14 protein-coding genes, 1 tRNA gene and 1 pseudogene are annotated in these 20,081 nt (G+C 62.9%); 7 read left to right on the plus strand and 9 right to left on the minus strand.

The features are described 5' to 3' along the window. The first annotated feature begins 209 nt into the window (after nt 1-209). Together ACIU1A_RS20115 and ACIU1A_RS20120 are read left to right on the plus strand one after the other, a co-directional pair. On the plus strand, nt 210-923 hold the full coding sequence (locus tag ACIU1A_RS20115; protein WP_404925088.1) for a redoxin domain-containing protein: 714 nt from the start codon (nt 210-212) through the stop codon (nt 921-923). After that, nucleotides 917-1,087, plus strand: a pseudogene (locus ACIU1A_RS20120) (MBL fold metallo-hydrolase); the annotation flags it as partial. The gene ACIU1A_RS20115 and the pseudogene ACIU1A_RS20120, both read left to right, overlap by 7 nt. 90 nt (nt 1,088-1,177) lie before the next feature. Here the strand turns inward: ACIU1A_RS20120 and ACIU1A_RS20125 are convergent. Both ACIU1A_RS20125 and ACIU1A_RS20130 read right to left on the minus strand, forming a co-directional pair. Beyond that, nucleotides 1,178-1,254 (minus strand) — tRNA-His (locus ACIU1A_RS20125). Between the two features lie 338 nt (nt 1,255-1,592). Next, nucleotides 1,593-2,051 (minus strand): phasin, encoded by a 459-nt coding sequence (locus tag ACIU1A_RS20130; protein WP_140498518.1) that lies wholly within the window; start codon nt 2,049-2,051, stop codon nt 1,593-1,595. A gap of 250 nt (nt 2,052-2,301) precedes the next feature. Here ACIU1A_RS20130 and ACIU1A_RS20135 point away from each other — a divergent pair, with 250 nt between their 5' ends. Then, nucleotides 2,302-6,090 (plus strand): PAS domain S-box protein, encoded by a 3,789-nt coding sequence (locus ACIU1A_RS20135; protein WP_404925089.1) that lies wholly within the window; start codon nt 2,302-2,304, stop codon nt 6,088-6,090. Nucleotides 6,091-6,362: 272 nt separating this feature from the next. Here ACIU1A_RS20135 and ACIU1A_RS20140 read toward each other — a convergent pair whose 3' ends face one another. After that, on the minus strand, nt 6,363-8,333 hold the full coding sequence (locus ACIU1A_RS20140; RefSeq protein WP_140897441.1) for an acetoacetate--CoA ligase: 1,971 nt from the start codon (nt 8,331-8,333) through the stop codon (nt 6,363-6,365). 239 nt (nt 8,334-8,572) lie between these two features. On the opposite strand from ACIU1A_RS20140, the gene ACIU1A_RS20145 reads away from it, so the two are divergent. Beyond that, nucleotides 8,573-10,426 carry an AsmA-like C-terminal region-containing protein gene (locus tag ACIU1A_RS20145; protein WP_140498521.1) on the plus strand — a complete coding sequence of 618 codons (1,854 nt, stop codon included), beginning with the start codon at nt 8,573-8,575 and terminating at the stop codon, nt 10,424-10,426. 149 nt (nt 10,427-10,575) lie between these two features. On the opposite strand, the gene ACIU1A_RS20150 is transcribed toward ACIU1A_RS20145, so the two are convergent. The 6 genes from ACIU1A_RS20150 to ACIU1A_RS20175 all read right to left on the minus strand — a co-directional run bounded on the left by ACIU1A_RS20150 (nt 10,576) and on the right by ACIU1A_RS20175 (nt 17,564). Further along, the gene (locus ACIU1A_RS20150) at nt 10,576-11,394 is read right to left on the minus strand and encodes an ABC transporter permease subunit (RefSeq protein WP_404925090.1); all 819 of its coding nucleotides are present in this window, start codon (nt 11,392-11,394) and stop codon (nt 10,576-10,578) included. Next, the gene (locus ACIU1A_RS20155; RefSeq protein WP_140498523.1) at nt 11,391-12,356 is read right to left on the minus strand and encodes an ABC transporter permease subunit; all 966 of its coding nucleotides are present in this window, start codon (nt 12,354-12,356) and stop codon (nt 11,391-11,393) included. The genes ACIU1A_RS20150 and ACIU1A_RS20155 overlap by 4 nt, the downstream gene beginning before the upstream one ends. A gap of 9 nt (nt 12,357-12,365) precedes the next feature. Next, entirely contained in the window at nt 12,366-13,508 is a 1,143-nt protein-coding gene (locus ACIU1A_RS20160; protein WP_404925091.1) for an ABC transporter ATP-binding protein, read from the minus strand. An 80-nt stretch (nt 13,509-13,588) separates the two neighbouring features. Next, nucleotides 13,589-14,686 carry a polyamine ABC transporter substrate-binding protein gene (locus tag ACIU1A_RS20165; RefSeq protein WP_140513398.1) on the minus strand — a complete coding sequence of 366 codons (1,098 nt, stop codon included), beginning with the start codon at nt 14,684-14,686 and terminating at the stop codon, nt 13,589-13,591. Between the two features lie 339 nt (nt 14,687-15,025). Next, the gene (locus tag ACIU1A_RS20170; protein ID WP_140525264.1) at nt 15,026-15,979 is read right to left on the minus strand and encodes a DMT family transporter; all 954 of its coding nucleotides are present in this window, start codon (nt 15,977-15,979) and stop codon (nt 15,026-15,028) included. Between the two features lie 139 nt (nt 15,980-16,118). Continuing rightward, complete coding sequence (locus ACIU1A_RS20175; RefSeq protein ID WP_140525263.1) at nt 16,119-17,564, minus strand: short-chain fatty acyl-CoA regulator family protein; 1,446 nt, start codon at nt 17,562-17,564, stop codon at nt 16,119-16,121. Between the two features lie 234 nt (nt 17,565-17,798). Here ACIU1A_RS20175 and aceA point away from each other — a divergent pair, with 234 nt between their 5' ends. The 3 genes from aceA to ACIU1A_RS20190 all read left to right on the plus strand — a co-directional run bounded on the left by aceA (nt 17,799) and on the right by ACIU1A_RS20190 (nt 20,066). After that, the gene (aceA, locus tag ACIU1A_RS20180; protein ID WP_404925092.1) at nt 17,799-19,088 is read left to right on the plus strand and encodes an isocitrate lyase; all 1,290 of its coding nucleotides are present in this window, start codon (nt 17,799-17,801) and stop codon (nt 19,086-19,088) included. A 52-nt stretch (nt 19,089-19,140) separates the two neighbouring features. Beyond that, nucleotides 19,141-19,383 carry a hypothetical protein gene (locus ACIU1A_RS20185; protein WP_140498529.1) on the plus strand — a complete coding sequence of 81 codons (243 nt, stop codon included), beginning with the start codon at nt 19,141-19,143 and terminating at the stop codon, nt 19,381-19,383. Nucleotides 19,384-19,622: 239 nt separating this feature from the next. After that, nucleotides 19,623-20,066 (plus strand): response regulator, encoded by a 444-nt coding sequence (locus ACIU1A_RS20190; protein ID WP_140525262.1) that lies wholly within the window; start codon nt 19,623-19,625, stop codon nt 20,064-20,066. The last annotated feature ends 15 nt before the right edge of the window (nt 20,067-20,081 follow it).

Consider the following 20,081-nt stretch of genomic DNA (forward strand, 5'->3'; position numbering starts at 1 on the left):
CAAAAGCAGGCACCGAAAACCGGTCGAAGCTCGAGTTTGGAAAAGGGCGGCAAGCCGATCGTCGATGGCGAACTCGACTTGGATGCGCTCTCGATGGGGTCGCCGGTTCGACGGCAGACGGCCGTCATATCGGCTTGCCTGGAATCAAGGAACATGGGGGAGTCTTTTGTTCGGGAGTTACAGAACCGGATCGATGGGAGCGACTGAAAATGAGACAAGACATTGTGGCTGGCGCGAAGTTCCCCGACTACGTTCTTCCCGACCACACCAAGACACCACGGCGGCTGTCGGACCTGCAGGGCGACCAGCTGATGATCGTGATGCTGACGCGTGGGTTCTTCTGTCCGAAAGACCGGCAGCAAATGCTCGAACTGGTGCGGTTTCACTCGCAATTGGTCGTCGGCTACACACAGCTCGTCACGATCACCACGGATGATTGGCATACGACCAACAATTACCGCCAGCAGACCTCCGCGCCCTGGCCCTTTCTTTATGACGAGGAACGGCTCGTGCAGAAGGACCTGGACATCAAGGAATACACCGACACCACGCACGACGTGATGATCCCGCACACGATCGTGCTCGGGCGGGACCTCGAAGTCTTCAAGGTCTACAACGGTTACTATTACTGGGGCCGCCCCTCCACCGCCGAATTGCACGCAGAACTGCGCGAACTGGCGCAAAGGACCTATCGCGACTGGGACATCACCGAACCCGAGCTGCGGGAGAAATGGAAGAAAGGCGATAATCCGACTTCTACCCCTATGGCGGGAATTCCATCTCCATGGACACACTCATGCTCCAGATGGCCGGCGCGGTCGACCAATATGCCGGTCGGGCAAAGAGAAGCTGAACGGAGGAAGCCAGCATCGCTCGCGGCGGTCTTCTCCCGGTCACGCTTTTTGTCCAGCCGCGCTTGGTAAACGAACCTTTTTCCGATCCGGGCCTGCTACTGGATTTCCGCTTCCGCAACAGGGCCATCCTTTTCTATCTCGGAGAGCTTTCGACGCTTTCGCTGCGCGAAATCCTGCGAATCTCACACGTCTTCGTGACGCATATGCACATGGATCACTTCGGCGGTTTCGACAGCCTGAGCAGGCTGTCGCTTTACAGAGCAAGCCCGGAAGTCCACGGTCAAAATTTTATTGAGCAAACCAGTTGTTTAGAGGAAAGCCGATGGTACCGTTGGCTGGGATCGAACCAGCGACCTCCGGATCCACAATCCGGCGCTCTAACCAGCTGAGCTACAACGGCACGTTTGCCTGAGCGGGATCGGCGGAACGTAGTCCCCTCGAGTGCTCTGTCGTTCGGCGATGCGTCCTTACGGGCTTATGGATTTTAATTCAAGGCTTTTGCAAAGCAAAGGTCACTTGCCCACATGGAAGCGGATCTGCGGACAAGAAAAAGGCCGGCGGGAGGAGGTGCCGGCCTTTTCCTGTTACGAGCCAGCGGGAGGAGGTGCTGGCTGGTCACCCCGGAGGCGGAGGGAGGAGGTTCCGCCGACCGGGTATTCGTTGATGGCTGCCATCATACACACGATCATTTCGAAGAAAATGCGACCTTTTGTTACATCTTCTGATCATGCGCAAATATTAGGCGGCCTTGATGTCCTTCATCGCCTTCTCGAAAACGGTCTTGATCGGCTTGGAGACATCCTCGGCCGCCTTGGAGGCGACGGTCTGGAACTCCTTGGCTTGCTCGACGGTCATTTCGACGCGCTTGCGCAGGAACGCGGTCTGCAGCTCCACGACTTCCGACAGCGATTTGGCGCCGATCAGCGCCTCGAGATGCGAAAAGCCCGCTTCGGCATTGGCGCGCAGTGCGGCAACGGTCTTGAGCGACAGGTCGCTGGAAACGGTCTTGGCGGACTCGTATGTGGATTCCAGGGCCTTCTGGGTCTCCTCGGCGCCAGTCTTGAGCTTGGCGTAAGCCTCCTTCGACTGCTCAACGCCCTTCTCGGCGAAAGCGCGGATCTGGTCGGTGGCCTTGGAAGCGTCAAAGCTCGGGAATTCAACGTTTTCGATGGTCTCGGCAGTCTTGGTCCTGGACATTTTCCATCCTTTTCAGCGGTAGTGGCTTTGACGGAAAGCCGTCTCGTTCATGTATGATGGCAATATAAAGGCAATTTTTGTGCATTGCAATATCTTTGTTGCACTGCACCATAGATTCCGTCTCGGCCGTTAACCAAGAGCCGAAATTCAGGCCTATGCACGTTCTGGCTTGTGGACCTTCGCGCCGCCGGCTTTTATTAACAAAGCGTTAACTGCAAAAATGCCCGCTGCATGAGGATTTCGCCAGCGCATGCCGTCCGAATATTCCTTTCTTGACGTCGCCGTGCTCGACGCGGTCCGCCAGCGCTTCGCCGCCGGCGACGCGATCGCGATCCTGTCGGCGAATCTGGAGCAAGTGATCTGGGCCAATGGACCGGGTGCCGCAGTGTTCGGCTATCCCGACATCGAAAGCATCATCGGCGCCGAGGCACGGCTGCCGCTGATCGCCCGCCGCCAGATCATGGCAACTAGTGGATTTCCCGACATCGGCAGCGACCGAAGCATCACGGTCAGGCTGGCGACCGGCATGACCAGCCGCGCCATCGGCTTCCTTGCAAGCGCTGTGACGCTGCCCGACGGCGAGAACGCCATCATGCTGGCGGTGCCGGCGACCCAGACCGGCTCGCGCAGTGCGGCCGAAATCGCCGGCAGGGCCATCAGCGGCTTCACGGAAGATGGTCATTTCATCGCCTTCATCGACGCCAGCGGCAATGTCGAAGCGGCATCGGAGAGCTTTTCGCAGCTCGGCATCGAGCCCGCGACGCTGGCCGCGCTGGTGGCCGACGTCGCGAATGAGAGCGACCGCATCGTCAAGCGCCTGGTTCCGGGCGGCGGCACATCCTATCCGGCGGGCCTCGCCCGACTGACGCCTGAGCGACATTTGCTGGTGGTGATCGACGAAAACAGGCTCGACGACCGTGCGCTGGCGGAGGGGACTCCAGCGGCCGAGCGTTCCGAAGGACGTAACCGCTCACAGGCCGTCGCCAAGGATATCTCGGAACCGAAGGCACAAGCCGCTGCCGAAGCGGCCGTGCAGGAACCGGCGGCGGCAGAACCCGGACAACCGGCGGCAAACGGTACGCGGGCACAGCACGACCATTGGTATTTCAATGCCGGCGAGGACGGGAGGCATGCGCGCGGCCCAGCCGCGCCGGACGCCGAAGCTGCACTTTCGCCGGCTGCCGCCGAAGGTCCAGCCGAGGACGCGAAGCACGATGCCCAGGCTCCAGTTGTTCCGGCAGCCCCGGCCGCCAGGACCGTGGACCGCACGGCGGCGCCGATGCGTTTCGTCTGGCGAACCGACGCCGAGGGCAGGTTCAGCGCGCTGTCGCCGGAATTCGCCGACGTCGTCGGCAAGCCGGCAGCGGACGTCATCGGCAGGCGCTTCAGGGACGTCGCGGCGGCCTTCGGGCTCGATGCGTCCGGCGAGATCGCCGGCCTCCTGGAGCGGCGCGACACCTGGTCCGGCCGTTCCGTGCTGTGGCCGGTCGTCGGCACGGACCTGAAGATCCCCGTCGACCTGGCGGCCCTGCCCGTCTATGGCCGCAGCCGTGCCTTCGAGGGCTTCCGCGGTTTCGGCGTCGCCCGCGCCGGCGACGCCGTCGTCGACCCTGAAGCGATCGGCATGGCGCTGGTGCCCAACAGCGAGGCACCCCCGGCGTCGGAACCGGTCGAACCCGCACCTGAGGAACCGAAGACCGAGGAGTTGAAGCCATCGGACCCGTTCCGGGGCGAGGTGCCGGCGCTGACCATCGTGCCGAAGCCTGAACGCCGCTTTGCCGACAAGGTGATCCGTCTGGCCGAACATCGCCAGCCGGCTAACGACAAGGGTCTGTCGACCCTGGAACGCAGCGCCTTCCGCGAGATCGGCGAGCGGCTGAAGAAGGAAAGCAGCCCGGCCGAGCCGGAGGCCGAAAGACCGGGTCCGGACGATGCCGGGCAACCGGAGGCGGCAACGCCGGCGGGGCCATCCGAGAAACCAGCGGACGCCCGCAAAAACCTTGCGCCAAAGGGCGAAGCCGCACCGGCTGAGCCGTCCGAAACCGATGTCGATGCCGAGGATGCAGAGGATCTCGCCCGGCTTGATGGCGAACGGCCGGACAAAACGGCTGACGAGGAGCCCGCCGACACGGTGGCCGGAGTGACGGGTTCGCTGCTCGACTATGCCGAGCGGAGCGAGGAACCAGCGCCGATCGCCGACAACAATGACGAGACCCCGGCTTCCGAACCGGCGGCGGCGCGGACGGAACGGGAGAGCGAAGAGCCCGTCGCGGCGGCAGGCGAACCGGCCGTCGCCGGCACCAACGATGACATTGCCGACGACGAGAGCATGACATCGGCCGATTTTCGCGATGCCGAGGACAGTGAGGACTGGGTCGGGGACGAGGAAGCGTCCGCGTCCGATGAGCAGGCCGCGACCGCCGAGGGGGCCGCCGGCACCAGCGACGCGGTGGAGGCTCCGGTCGAGCGGCCACGCCTCAAAGTGCCTCCGCTCAAGCTCGAAGGGTTCGTGCCGTCGGCCTTTGCGGTCGGAGACGAGAGCAAGGCTCCCGACACCTCGCTCCTGAGCAAGCTGCCCGTGCCGCTGCTCATCCATTCCGGGGATGAACTTCATTACGCCAACGAGGAGTTTATCGTCCTGACAGGCTATGAGACGCTCGATGAACTGGCGGACGCCGGCGGGCTGGGCGCGCTGTTTGCCGATCCCTATGGCCATGACGGCGCCGCCGAGGGCGCGGACCGGGCGTTGCGGCTGAAGACGCATGGCGGGCAGGAATTTCCAATCGAGGCTATCCTGCGTTCGGTTCCGTGGCGCGACGGCAAGGCGCTGATGCTGGTGGTGCGCCGTTCGGGCGAGGATGAGGCACCGGCGGCACTGCATGCGGCCGGCGACGAGCAGACGCAGCCCGATATTTCCGAGCTCAAGGCGCGCATCGCCGAGATGCGCACCATCATCGATACCGCCACCGACGGCGTCGTGCTGATCGGCCGTGACGGCGCGATTCGTTCCATAAGCCGTCCAGCCGAGGCGCTGTTCGGCTTCGACAGCGACGACGTGACCGGCAAGCCGTTCGCCTCGCTGTTCGCCATCGAAAGCCAGCGCGCGGCGCGCGATTATCTCGACGGCCTGTCCGAGCCCGGCGTGGCGAGCGTCCTGAACGACGGCCGCGAAGTCATCGGCCGCGAGGCGCAGGGCCGCTTCATTCCCCTGTTCATGACCATCGGCCGGCTGCCCAACGACAGCGGCTTTTGCGCGGTGGTGCGCGACATCACGCAGTGGAAGCGGGCCGAGGAGGACCTGACCCAGGCGCGTGCGGTGGCCGAGCGCGCCTCCTCGCAGAAGACGGATTTCCTCGCCCGCATCAGCCACGAGATCCGTACGCCGCTCAATGCCATCATCGGCTTTTCCGAACTGATGGTGGACGAGAAATTCGGGCCGGTGGCCAATGACCGCTACCGCGATTACCTGCGCGACATCAACCGATCGGGCAATCATGTGCTCGATCTCGTCAACGACCTTCTCGACATCTCCAAGATCGAGGCCGGCCAGCAGGAAATGGCCTATGAAGCGGTGTCGCTCAACGACACACTGGCCGAGACGGTGGCGATGATGCAGCCGCAGGCCAACCGCGAGCGCGTCATCATTCGCTCCAGCTTCGCGTCGCGACTGCCGGAAGTGGTGGCGGACCTGCGCAGCGTGCGCCAGATTGCCCTCAACATCCTGTCGAACGCCATCCGTTATACCCAGGCCGGCGGCCAGGTGATCGTCTCGACCGCCTATGAGACATCAGGCGATGTCGTCATGCGCGTGCGCGACACCGGCATCGGTATGAGCCAAGCCGAGATCGAGCAGGCGTTGAAGCCGTTCAAACAGATCAATGCATTGAAACGGGGGCGCGGCGACGGCACCGGTCTCGGCCTGCCGTTGACCAAGGCGATGGTTGAAGCGAACCGCGCCCGTTTTATCATCACCTCGACGCCCGGCGAAGGAACCCTGGTCGAGATCGCGTTCCCGTCGACGCGCGTGCTTGCGGAATAGGCAAGCTCCCGTCCATCCAACCGCCTGAAAAAGAAAAGGCGCCCAACAGGACGCCTTGAAAGATGGGATTTGCTGTCACAACGGGGGCTTGAGCGAATTCAGATCCTCCGGGGGCTGAGGAACGGGATTTCTCCCTCAAGTTACGTGCGACTATCGACGCCGGGCCTTAACAAGTCCTTACCAGGTCCCGAAAAAATTTACGAATGTGTACCACTCGTGAAATCTAGGTAAATTCGCGCGGCAGATTTGATTAACCATGCCGGGCGGGGCGGTCACTCGGCCAATTGCGGCAGGTTTCTGAACAGCTCGAGCGCCTCGGGATTGGCGAGCGCCTCCTTGTTCTTGATGGCGCGGCCATGCACGACGTCGCGCACCGCAAGCTCGGTGATCTTGCCCGATTTGGTGCGAGGAATGTCTGACACGGCCACGATCCTGGCCGGCACGTGGCGCGGGCTAGCGCCGGCGCGGATTTTCGCCCGGATGCGCTTCTCCAGATCCTCGTCGAGCTGAACGCCGGCGGCCAGCCGCACGAACAGCACCACACGCACGTCATTGTCGAAATCCTGGCCGATACAGAGCGCCTCCAGGATTTCCGGCATCTGCTCGACCTGATTGTAGATCTCCGCCGTACCAATGCGCACACCACCCGGATTGAGCGTCGCGTCGGAGCGGCCGTGGATGATCATGCCGCCATGAGCGGTCCACTCGGCGAAGTCGCCGTGGCACCAGACATTGTCGAAGCGCTCGAAATACGCAGCCCGGTATTTCTTGCCCTCGGGGTCGTTCCAGAAGCCGATCGGCATTGCCGGGAACGCCTTGGTGCAGACTAGTTCGCCTTTCTCCTGCCTGACCGGCTTGCCGTCGTCGTCCCAGACGTCGACAGCAAGGCCGAGGCCTGGTCCCTGGATCTCGCCGGTCCATACCGGTTCAGTCGGGACGCCGAGGACGAAGCAGGAAACGATGTCGGTACCGCCGGAGACCGATGCCAGATGCACGTTCTTCTTGATCCCGTCGTAGACGAAGCGGAAATCCTCGGGCGACAGCGGCGAGCCCGTCGAGGAGATGGCGCGCACGGTCGACAGATCATGGCTTTGGATCGGCTTGAGGCCGGCCTTGCGTACCGAATCGATGAATTTCGCCGAGGTGCCGAAGAAGGTCATCTTCTCGGCGTCGGCGAAGTCGAACAGCGCATTGCCATTGGGGTAGAAAGGCGAGCCGTCATAGAGCAGCAGCGTCGCGCCCGAAGCGAGGCCCGACACCAGCCAGTTCCACATCATCCAGCCGCAGGTGGTGAAGTAGAAGAAGCGGTCGCCGTCGAGCAGGCCTGCGTGCAGGCGATGTTCCTTGAGGTGCTGGATCAGCGTTCCGCCGGCCGAATGGACGATGCATTTGGGGATACCGGTCGTTCCGGACGAGAACAGGATGTAGAGCGGATGCGCGAACGGCAGCCGCTCGAAGGTGACCTGCCTGACCGCGAAGGGCGACAGCGCCTCTTCCATCGCCACGGCCTTATCGATCGTATCAGCGACATCGGCCGAGGTGCCGAGATAGTCAACGACCACCACCTTGCGGACAGTGTCCAGCTTTGCCGCCACCGCGGCGATCTTGTCGGCGACCTCGATCGCCTTGCCGTTGTACCAGTAACCATCGGGAACGATGAAGACGACGGGTTCGATCTGCCCGAACCGGTCGAGAACGCCCTGCTCGCCGAAATCCGGTGAGCAGGACGACCACACCGCGCCGATAGAGGCGGTCGCGAGCATCGCGGCGACTGTTTCCGGCATGTTGGGCATCATCGCAGCGATACGGTCGCCTTTCTTGACCTTGAGCGACAAGAAGAGTTGCTGGAAGCGCGAGGTGAGCGCATGCAGTTCGTTCCAGGACAGCCGGCGCTCGACCTTGTCCTCGCCGCGAAACACGATCGCCTCTCCTGCTCCGGTCTTCTTCAGGAGGTTCTCGGCGAAATTCACCATCGCGTCGGGAAAGAAGGCCGCTCCCGGCATCTTCTCGCCGGCGACGAGCACACGCTCGCTTTCGGCGCTGCCCTTGTCGCCGACGATGCCGCAAAAATCCCAGACCAGGCTCCAGAACGCTTCGCGGTCCGCCACCGACCAACGGTGAAGGTCGGCATAGGAAGTCACGGATATGCCGCTTTTTGCAGCGGCGGCCTTCATGAAGGCGGTCAGCGGCGCAGCGTCAATCTGGTCCTGCGTCGGGGTCCAGAGTGGTACTTCGGCAGCCATGATGGGTCCTCCCAGGATCGCCACCGCTTATGCATATTGCGCCGCAGCAGAGCAAGATTTTGTTCGGCCGAGGCGTCCAGATGTGCGCAAATGCCATCGCCGGGCCATAAAGACTTGAAATGCCTCGACCCTAAGTCGTAGTGACGACTAGAAGTCGTAGTGACGACTGGAAGTCGTGGTGACGACCGGGTTTACACCCGCCGGACGATTTTTGTCGGAACGAAAGCATACGGGGCGATATGCCATCATCTTTGATCCGACGCGGAACATGGGCGATCGGCGCTGCCGTGATCGTCATCGCGCTGGTGGTCGCCGCCCTGCCGCTGATCGCTTCGACGCGTATCGTGCGCGATCGTATCGCCTGGGAATTGAGTGCCTGGAGCGGTTTCCGGGTTGCCATCGAAGGCTCGCCGCGCATCGAGGTCTGGCCGAACTTCCGGGCGATCCTGACGGATGTGACGCTTTCGAAGTGGACCGACGTCGACGCACCGCCGGTCGTCGAGGCCGAACGGGTCGAGGTCGACCTCTCGGCCATGGCGGCGCTGCGCGGCGACGTGGTGTTTTCCACGGCGCGGCTGGTGCGGCCGACGATCAGGGTCCAGCGCACGGCGAGCGGCCTGTTCCTGCCCACCGCTCCGACCGGCGGCCGCATCGCACGCGCCATCGACGTGGCGCGCGGCGTGGTCGGTGCGGACCCCGCCAAACCCGATCTTGACAAGCTACCGGCCGACACTTTCGGAACGGTGGAGTTCAGGGACGGCCGCATGGTGGCGTCCGTCAACGGCAAGGACGAAGAGGTGCTGAGTAGCCTGAGCGGCCAGGCGACATGGGCGGCGATGAACAGCAATGCGACGCTCTCGGCGACCGGCATCTGGCGCGGCGAAAGCGTCGCCGTGGATGCCGCATCGCCGAAGCCGCTGGTGTTGTTTGCCGGCGGCATGGCGCCGCTCACCCTGTCGTTCAAGGCGGCGCCCGCCACCTTCTCCTTCGACGGCACGGCCAGCATGTCCGAAAACGCCTATTTCGACGGCCAGGCCAAGTTTTCAGCGCCCTCGTTGCGGCGTGTGCTCGAATGGTCGCAGGCCGATATCGCGCCGGGCGCCGCGATCGGCTCCGTCAGCATCTCGAGCAAGGTGACCGCGACGGCGGGGCGCGTCAAATTCGAGAACACCGCACTCTCCCTCGACAATAACCCAGGCATGGGTGCGCTGGACCTGTCGCTTGGCGACGCACAGCCGGTGATCTCCGGCACGCTCGCCTTCGACACGCTCGATCTGAGGTCGTTCCTGTCCGCCTTCACGCCGCTCGGGCCGGCAAGCGGGGCAGGTCCGAGCGAAGTCGACACGAATTTCGCCGACCGGGTCAATCTCGACCTCAGGCTGTCGGCGGCGCACGCCACGGCCGGCTCCATCCAGCTTGCCGACGTCGCCGCCACGGCGCAGGTCAAGGATGGCCTGTCCGTTTTCGACATTTCCGATGCCTCGGCCTTTGGCGGCAACATCCAGAGCAGCCTTCGCTTCGACCGCAAGCCCGAGGGCAGCCAGGTCGAGATCCGGCTGCTGGCTTCCGATATCGATGGCGGCGCTTTCGGCACGGCGGCCGGGATGACGCGGTTGGTGCCGGTCGGCACCGGGACCGTGTCCGTCATCCTCAAAGGGCCCGGCAGGACCTGGGACTCGATCTTCGAAACCGCCGACGGCTCGGTTTCGGCGACCTTCGGGCCAGGCGCGCTCAGCAAGTTCAACCTGCCGGCCTTTCTCAAGCATACCGAACAGGGCGGCTTCTTCGCACTTGACGACGTCTCGGACGGGACACTGCCGATCGATGGCGCCGAACTGAAGGCCACCATCTCGAAAGGCGTGGCGAGGCTGGACAAGGCCGAGGCCAATTCGGCGAAATACAAGATCTGGCTTTCCGGCATCGCCTCCTATGCCGGACGCGGGCTGGCGCTGTCCGGCGGTGTCATCCAGCCGGACCAGGTCGCCACGCAGGCAAACGGCCAACAAGGCCCCAAGCAATCGTCCTTCTTCGTTGGGGGGACATGGAGCACGCCGTTCATTTCGCCGATCAACCGCGGCGTGTCGGGCGAATAAGCAGCCTTTCGGCCTCGTTGTTCAAGCATGATCTCTGGACAAACGGAACCGTTTGTCCGCGAAAACCGGTTCCCACTTTTCGGGATCATGCTCAGCCTATTCGGGCATGATCTCGCCCGAAAACCGGTGCCCACTTTTCGGGATCATGCTCAGCCGCGTTGGGCGGCCTGCTCGTCGCGCTGGCGCTGGACCTCGCGACGCTTATTGGCAAGCGAAGCGACGATGACGCCGACCGCGACGACCGCGATCAGAATGGTGCAGGCGGCGTTGATCTCCGGCGTCACGCCGAGACGAACCTGGCTGTAGATCTTCATCGGCAGCGTGGTCGCACCCGGCCCCGAGGTGAAGCTGGCGATGACCAGGTCGTCGAGCGAGAGCGTGAAGGCAAGCATCCACCCCGACACGATCGCGGGCAGGATGACGGGCAGCGTGATCTGGAAGAATGTCTTGACCGGCGGCGCGCCGAGATCCATCGCCGCCTCCTCGAGCGAGCGGTCGAAAGATACGAGGCGCGACTGCACGACGACGGCGACGAAGCACATCGTCAAGGTGGTGTGTGCGAGTGTGACGGTGAGGAAGCCCCGGTCGAGGCCGACAGCGACGAAGAGCAGCAACAGCGACAGGCCGGTGATGACTTCGGGCATGACCAAAGGCGCGAACACCATGCCGGAGAACAGCACCCTGCCCCGGAAACGCGTGTAGCGTGTCAGTGTCAGCGCCGCCAGCGTGCCGAGCACGGTCGCCGCCGTGGCCGAAATGATGCCGACGCGCGCCGTCACCCAGGTGGCGTCCATGAGGCCCTGGTTGTGGAACAGCGACACGTACCATTTGGTCGAAAAGCCGCCCCAGACGGTGACCAGCTTGGATTCGTTGAAGGAGAACACGATGAGCAGCACGATCGGTAGATAGAGGAAGGCGAAACCGAGCACGATCGAGGTGATGTTGAAGCGGCTCCAGGTGGTGTTCATTTGTCCTGCTCCTGCGCCTTCGCCTGGGCCTGCTGGAAGATCATGATCGGGACCGTCAGCAACAGCAGCAGGATGACGGCAACGGCTGAAGAGACCGGCCAGTCGCGATTGGCGAAGAACTCGTTCCACAACGTCTTGCCGATCATCAGCGTCTGCGAACCGCCAAGCAGATCGGGAATGACGAATTCGCCGACCGCCGGAATGAACACCAGCAGGCAGCCGGCGATGACGCCGGGCAATGACAGCGGGAACGTGATCTTCCAGAATGCACTGGTCGGCGGACAACCAAGGTCCTTGGCCGCCTCGATCAGCGAATAATCCATTTTTTCCAGCGACGAATAGAGCGGCAGCACCATGAACGGCAGGTAGGAGTAGACGATGCCGATGAAAATCGCCGTATAGGTGTTGAGGATGACCAGCGGCTGGTTGATCAGATGCAGCGACAGAAGCAACTGATTGAGCAGCCCCTCGGGCTTGAGGATGCCGATCCAGGCATAGACCCGGATCAGGAACGAGGTCCAGAACGGCAGGATGACCAGCATCAGCAAGGTCGGGCGGATCGTCGCCGGCGCGCGGGCCATGCCGTAGGCTATGGGATAGCCGACGATCAGCGTCAGCACGGTCGAGATCGCCGCGATGATCAGGCTGGTGACGTAGGCGTTGAAGTAGAGCGCGTCCTGCGTCAGCCAGGCATAGTTGTCGAAGTTGAGATCGCGAAAGCCCGCGAAGAAGCCGGAGACGCCGTCGCTGAAATCAAGCACCGGCGTATAGGGCGGCATGGCGATCGCCGTCTGCGACAACGAGATCTTGAAGACGATGATGAAGGGGACGAGGAAGAAGAACAGCAGCCAGAGATAGGGAATGAAGATGACGAGACGATTGACGAAGCCGGCGCCCAGCCGCGCCAGCAACGGTTTTGCCGCGGCCGGTAGGGCGGCGTCGGTGGCGGCGATGTCGGACATGTCAGCCCCCTACCGCGTCAGTACGACGCCGGCATCCGGCCGAAAAGAGACCCAGGCGCGGTCGTTCCAGGTCAGCGGGTCCTCGGTGATGCGCGCCGCGTTCAAGGCGCTTGCCCGCACGAGCTGCCCGTCGTCCAGCCGGACGTGATAGACGGTCATGTCGCCGAGATAGGCGATGTCGTAAACTTCGCCCTCCAGCGCATTGACGCCATCGGCCGGCTTCTTGGACGACACCTTGATCTTCTCCGGCCTGATCGCGAAGACGATATCGGCGCCCGCGGCGGCGGCATTGCCGGCATTCTCGACGAGGATCTGGGCGCCGGTCGCTCCGGTGATGCGCGCCGTCTTGTCCGTCCGTTCGGCAACCTTGCCCTCGAACATGTTCACGTTGCCGACGAAATGCGCGACGAAGCGCGACGTCGGGGCCTCGTAGACTTCCGCCGGCGTCGCGACCTGCATGACCTCGCCCTTGTCCATGATGGCGATACGGTCGGCCATGGTCATGGCCTCTTCCTGGTCGTGGGTGACAACGACGAAGGTGAGGCCGAGTTCCTGCTGAAGGTCCATCAGTTCGAACTGCGTCTCCTCGCGCAGCTTCTTGTCGAGCGCGCCGAGCGGCTCGTCGAGCAGCAGCACCTTCGGCCGCTTGGCGACCGAACGGGCGAGCGCGACACGTTGGCGCTGGCCGCCGGAGAGCTGGTGCGGCTTGCGCTTGGCGAACTGCTCGAGCTTGACCAGCTTGAGCATCTCGGCGACGCGCTTTTCGACGTCTGGCTTGGCCATCCCTTCCTGCTTGAGGCCGAAGGCGATGTTGTTCTCCACAGTCATATGCGGAAACAGGGCATAGGACTGGAACATCATGTTGACCGGCCGGCGATAAGGCGGGATGCCGCGCAGATCCTGGCCGTCGAGCAGGATGCGGCCGGCCGTCGGCTCCTCAAAGCCGGCGAGCATCCTGAGCAGCGTCGATTTTCCGCAACCGGAGGCGCCGAGCAGGGCGAAGAACTCACGCTCGAATATGGTCAGCGAGAGGTTGTTGACGGCGGTGAAGTCGCCGAACTTCTTGGAGACATTGTCGAACTGGATGTATGGCTTGGCGTTCGGATCGTTCCAAGGCGCGAAATCCCTGCGGATGCTGCCAAGCGATTTCATGTGCCCACTCCGTCCTGCTGCTTTGCCCCATCGAAAAGAAGGAGACCCGGCAGGGTGACTGCCGGGCCTCCTCGGACTGACTACTGACCGGTGACGATTTTGGTCCAGGTGCGCGTGATGACGCGCTGGGTCTTGGGATCGTAGGGCGAGATCGTAAAGAGCTTCTGCAAGGTAGCGGCGTCCGGGTAGACAGCGGGATCCTCCAGAAGCGCCTTGTCGACGAATTGCTGGGAAGCCTTGTTGCCGTTGGCATAGAGCACGGCGTTCGACGATTTGGCGATCACCTCCGGCTTCATCATATAGTTCAGGAACTCATGCGCCTCGGCGACATGCGGCGCATCGGCAGGGATTGCCATCTGGTCGAACCACATTTCGGCGCCTTCCTTCGGCACGGCGTAGCCGATCTCGACGCCCTGCTTGGCCTCCTCGGCGCGGTTGCGCGCCTGGAACACGTCGCCCGACCAGCCAACCGCCAGGCAGATATCGCCATTGGCCAGAGCGTTGATGTATTCGGAGGAATGGAACTTCCTGATGTAGGGCCTGATCTTCATCATCAATTCCTCGGCCTTGGCAAAATCGTCCGGCGACGTGGTCTCAGGATTGATGCCGAGATATTTGAAGGCGGTCGGGAAGATGTCGGTCGGCGAATCCAGGACATAGACGCCGCAATCCTTCAGCTTGGCCAGCTTTTCCGGATTGAAGAACACGTCCCAGCTGTCGATCTTGTCGGTGCCGAGCGCTGCCTGCACCTTCTTGATGTTGTAGCCGAGGCCGACCGTACCCCACATGTAATTGATCGAATATTCATTGCCGGGATCGTATTTGGCGGTCCGTTCCGAAACCGTGTCCCACATGTTGGAGAGGTTCGGCAGTTTCGACTTGTCGAGCTTCTGGAACACGCCGGCCTGGATCTGGCGGGCAAGAAAATTGCCGCTCGGCACGACGACGTCATAGCCGCTGCCGCCGGCAAGCAATTTGGTTTCCAGGATCTCATTGGAATCGAACGTGTCGTAGACCACCTTGATGCCGGTCTGCTTGGTGAAATCGTCGATGACCGTGGGGTCTATATAGTCCGACCAATTGAAGACATTGACGACGCGGTCCTCGGCGTGGCCGCCGAGCGTAAAGAGCGCCAGAAATGCCGAAGTCGCCGAAAGCCAGAGCGCTTTGCGGATCATGCTATTCTCCTTTGGTGAGTGTTCCGTCGCCGGCGCGTCGCGGTATCCGCGCGGCCGGGCATTTGCTTCAGACTATTGAGCTTTCCAGGAGGCGACAAGCGCCAATTGCCGCGCCGCCGGCTGTCGCAAGCGATGCTCGCGCGCCACTGTCCTGGGCTGGAAGGAGTCGCCGCATCGTCAGAAGCTTTCGCCGCCGCGCAGGCAGAAATACTGGGATGTGATCCGGTCTCGATCGGGTCGCCGGGGAGACTTGGCAAGATAAGCCTGTCTTGTTGTTGCCGTGGTCCCAGCCTGCCCGCGCGGCAGCGAACTTGTCAATGGCAAAGCTAGGGCGTCGCATCAATTCGGCGACGGCACGCCGGTGACCCCTGCCCTGACTGGCCGCGTCTGCCGCTTGAACTCCAGTCCGATATGGACGAGCAGCGCCGTGACCACCACCGCGCCGCCGACGATGGTGCGGCCCGACGGCACCTCGGAGTGGATCAGCCACACCCATATCGGCCCGAGGATCGGCTCGAACGTACCCAACAGCGCGGCGACGGCGGCCGGGATCAGCCTCGCGCCGGTGGCGAAGAAAGCGAGGCCAAGGCCCAGATTAACCACCCCGAACACGAAGAGAAAACCCATGTCGATGCCCGATACGGCGAAGGTCGAAGCCTGCGAGGCGGCAAAACCCGCCGCCAGGATCGTGCCGAGGCAGGTCGCCGGCGTCATGCGCACGCTGGAAAAGCGCCGGGTGATGACCGTGGCGATCGAGAACATGACGGCGATCAGCAGCGCCAGCCCGTCGCCCATGGGCGAAACGGCGCCATCCAGCGATTCCGACACCATGATGGCGACACCGGCGATGACGGCGGCAATCGCCAGCCAGGTCGCGACCGCCACTCTTTCGCGAAAGAGCGCCCAGGCAAACAGCGCCGCAAGCAGCGGCACGCCGGCCTGCATCAACAGGATGTTGGCGACGGTGGTGTAGGCAAGCGCCACGACGAAAGAAGTCGACGCGGTGGCGAAGCAGAAGCCCACGGCAAGGCCAGGCAGGCCCATGCCGCGAAACGACCTCAGCATGCCGCGCCAGCCGTCACGCCAGACCATGAAGCAGAGCAGGAAGGCGGCCGCCCACACGGAACGCCAGAACACCACCGTCCAGCTGTCGCCGGCGGTGATGAAGCGGGCGATCGTGCCGCCGAAACTCCACATCAATGCCGACAGGAACACGAGCAGGAAGCCGATGCGCTCCTCCCGCTGCGGGACGGTCGATGAACGAGCGATCGGCGATGATGCTGTGTCGGTCATGGGTACGACTGTCGATGTTTGAGAACGGCACAATGCGCAGGGGACGACAAAAACGTACCTTATTCGCGTAACGCAAAGGCGCGGGTCCGGCGTGATCCAGAGACCGGCGGCGATTGTGGCAAGTCCGCCTTGCGAAGCGTCACTGGAAATCGAAGGCGCTCAGGCCTGTCACCATCTCGTCGAGGCCAAGCGGGCGCGTCACCGGCGGCTCGGCGCGCGTCAGGCAGCCGACGCGCTCGCAAAGCCGGCAGGCGGGCCCGACCGGCGTCGCCGCTACCGCGCCAGCTCCGCCTTTTCCGGCCGTCGGGCCGGGAAGTGCCGCACCGTAGACGATGTCGTCGCGAAAGCCGATGTCGCACCCCAGCAGCAGCGCAGTACGGCGCGGCCGCTCGGAGAACGCGCCTTGCGGCCCCTCCAGCGTGCGGGCGATGCAGAGGAACTCGGCGCCGTCGGGCATTTCCACCGCTTCCACGAAAATCTGGCCGGGCTGGCTGAAGGCGACGTGCACGGGAAGCTTGGGACAAGCGCCACCGAAGCGGCTTTGCGGAAAGCCCAGGCTGCCGGCTTTGCGGAAGCGATTGCCGGCATTGTCGATCTCCAGCATGAAGAACGGCACGGCCGAGGCGCCTTGCCGCTGCAGCGTGGTCAGCCGGTTGGCCGCCTGCTCGAAGGAAACGCCGAAGCGCGAGCGCAGCACGTCGATATCGTAGCGGGCACGAACGGCCGCCGCGTGGAAAGCCTGGTAAGGCATCATCAGCGCATGCGCCGCGTAGCGCCCGAGTTCGAACCGCGCGAGGCGGCGGGCCTCATCTGTGGACAGTTTCAACGCCTGGATCTCGCCGGCTATCGCGACGGTCATGCGGATCAGGCATGCCTCCATCGCCATTTCGCGTAACTGGTCGAACGGCGACAGGCGCTCGGACAGGAACAGGCGCTGCGAATGGCGATCGTAGCGGCGGCGCCAGTTCGGCATGGTGGCGACCGGCAGCACCTTGACGACGATGCCGTATTCGCGCTTCAGCCAGCCCTTCAGCGCAGCAGACAAATCATCGCCGGGATCGAGCACCGAAGTGAATGCTTCCGCCTCTTCCTCGATATGCGCAAAATGGTTCGGCTGACGCTCGAAAATCTCATGCACCTCGTCGATCGGCAGGCGGGCGCTGGAAAGCGCCGTCACCCGCCCCTCGCGCGCAAGAAGCTCGTTGAGATCGGACAGGCGCTCGGCCTGTTCGCGATAGGCACGGAACAGTTTTATCACGGCCGCGGAGGCATTGGGCGCGGCTTCGGCAAGCTCGATCAGTTCCTGGTCTCCCGGCAATTCGCCAGCCAGCAGCGGATCGGCAAACACTTCCCTCAAGGCCGCGACAGAGCCGCCCGCTTCGCCCTGCAGCTCATGCGGATCGACCTTGTAGACGGACGCCAGCTTCAGGATCAACTGCACCGTCAGCGGCCGCTGGTTGCGCTCGATCAGGTTGAGATAGGATGGCGAGATGCCGAGGCCTTCGGCCATTGCCGTCTGGGTCAGGCCCTTGGCGTTGCGGATGCGGCGGATACGCGGCCCGGCAAATATCTTCTGGTCGGCCATAGGGCTCCTTGACAGGAATTTACATTGCCGTCGCTGCTACGCTTCCATGCGATTTTTACAATAATTACAAATTTACCTCACCCATCTGTCAAACACAATACAGATTTTCCCTTATTGATGGCCTGATTCTTCGATTTCCATGGTTCTTTTCGCCTCGCACTGTAAATTCGGTCACATTCGAACGCGGCGAGGAATGCCGCCGAGCCGCAAAGAAACAATCCTCCGGAGTAGAGCATGACTGATTTTTACAACCTCGTCCCCTCGGCCCCCGAGGGCCGCTTCGATGGCATCGAACGCCCCTATTCGCCGGAGGATGTGACGCGACTGCGCGGCTCGGTGCAGATCCGCCAGAGCCTGGCGGAAATGGGCGCCAACCGGCTGTGGAAGCTCATCCACGAGGAGGACTTCGTCAACGCGCTCGGCGCCATGTCCGGCAACCAGGCCATGCAGCAGGTGCGCGCCGGGCTGAAGGCGATCTACCTGTCTGGCTGGCAGGTCGCCGCCGACGCCAACACCGCCTCGGCCATGTATCCGGACCAGTCGCTCTACCCGGCCAATGCGGCGCCCGAACTCGTCAAGCGCATCAACCGCACCTTGCAGCGCGCCGACCAGATCGAGACCTCCGAAGGCAAGGGGCTTTCGGTCGATACCTGGTTCGCACCTGTTGTCGCCGATGCCGAAGCCGGCTTCGGTGGGCCGCTCAACGCTTTCGAGATCATGAAGGCGTTCATCGAGGCAGGTGCCGCCGGCGTCCATTACGAGGATCAATTGGCGTCGGAAAAGAAGTGCGGCCATCTCGGCGGCAAGGTGCTGATCCCTACCGCGGCCCACATCCGCAACCTCAATGCCGCACGCCTGGCAGCCGACGTGATGGGCACGCCCACCCTGGTCGTGGCGCGCACGGACGCGGAAGCGGCGAAGCTGCTCACCTCCGACATCGACGAGCGCGACCAGCCCTTCGTCGACTACGACGCCGGCCGCACGGTGGAAGGCTTCTACCAGGTGAGGAACAGTATCGAGCCCTGCATCGCGCGCGCCGTCGCCTACGCTCCCCACGCCGACCTGATCTGGTGCGAAACCTCGAAGCCCGACCTGGCGCAGGCGAGGAGATTTGCCGAGGGCGTGCACAGGCATTACCCCGGCAAGCTGCTGGCCTATAATTGCTCGCCTTCGTTCAACTGGAAGAAGAACCTCGACGACGCCACGATCGCCAGGTTCCAGAAAGAGCTCGGCGCCATGGGCTACAAGTTCCAGTTCATCACGCTGGCCGGTTTCCACCAGCTCAATTACGGCATGTTCGAACTCGCCCGCGGCTACAAGGAGCGGCAGATGGCAGCCTATTCGGAGTTGCAGGAAGCCGAGTTCGCGGCGGAGGCCAACGGCTACACCGCGACCAAGCACCAACGCGAGGTCGGCACCGGCTATTTCGATGCCGTGTCGATGGCGATCACCGGCGGACGGTCATCGACCACGGCCATGCATGAATCGACCGAGCACGCCCAGTTCAAACCGGCTGCGGAATAGCAAACCAGGGATCTCGGCAAACGCCCAAGGGCATACAGCAAGGAGAAGACCAATGGCATCGATAAGCCGCGTCAAGGAACGGGCCGAAGAGCAGTCGACCACGATGAGCATCGACCAGCAAGCGACGATCCGCATGCTGGCCAACGATCTGCACCGGCTCAACCAGTCGGTGATGAAGGCGGTGGAAGCCGGCGTCTCGGTCGAGCTGGTGCGCTCGGCACGACACCATGGCGGCGACGGCAATTGGGGGGACCTGTTGATCCCGGTCATCGTCACGCAGCAAAGCCATGGCTGATCGAAGATCGCGCAGGCCCGCCTCTCACCTGCGCCGTGTATGCGCAGGTGAATTTTATTTTCATGCGACCAAGGAATGGACAGAGCAGTACAGTACTGTTGCTTGAATTGACTGCTGCGGGAATGCTTTCCCCAGCTTTTTATTTCGGCTTGACAGGGACCGCGATCTCACGCCAATTGTCGCCTGATTTCAACTCTGCATTGAAATGGGACGAGTTTCTTGGCTGACTTGGGTGCCCAGTGAAGCGTGACGACGAAAGCGCGAGACATCCGAATCTGGTGAGCCGGGATTCAGCCACGGAGACGATCCGTCAGACCTCGCAGGTGCTCGTTGTCGGCAAGTCGCCGATCAATCGGGTGGTGATTTCCAAGATCGTCGAGCGGTCCGGGCTCAAGCCGATCTCGGAATCACCCGACATGGCGGCGAAGACCTTGCGCTTGCTGGCCCTGGCCGTGATTGTCCTGGACGGCGGCGCCGATAACAGGGACTGCGACACTCTGATGCCCGGCATCGAGATGTTGCGGCGGGCTTCGGGTAAATCGCTCCCTCCGGTGGTACTGCTTTCAACCAAGAACGGCACGCCGGAGAGCCTTGGCCTTTCAAACGTCGTCGACGCTGTGGTGGCCAAGCCGATTACGCCCGAGCGCTTGCAGCCGGTGATTGATCGGCTGGTCAACCGCTGAAGGCGGCAAGCAAGC

This window comes from Mesorhizobium maamorense (genome assembly GCF_044998965.1).
Classification (GTDB): domain Bacteria; phylum Pseudomonadota; class Alphaproteobacteria; order Rhizobiales; family Rhizobiaceae; genus Mesorhizobium.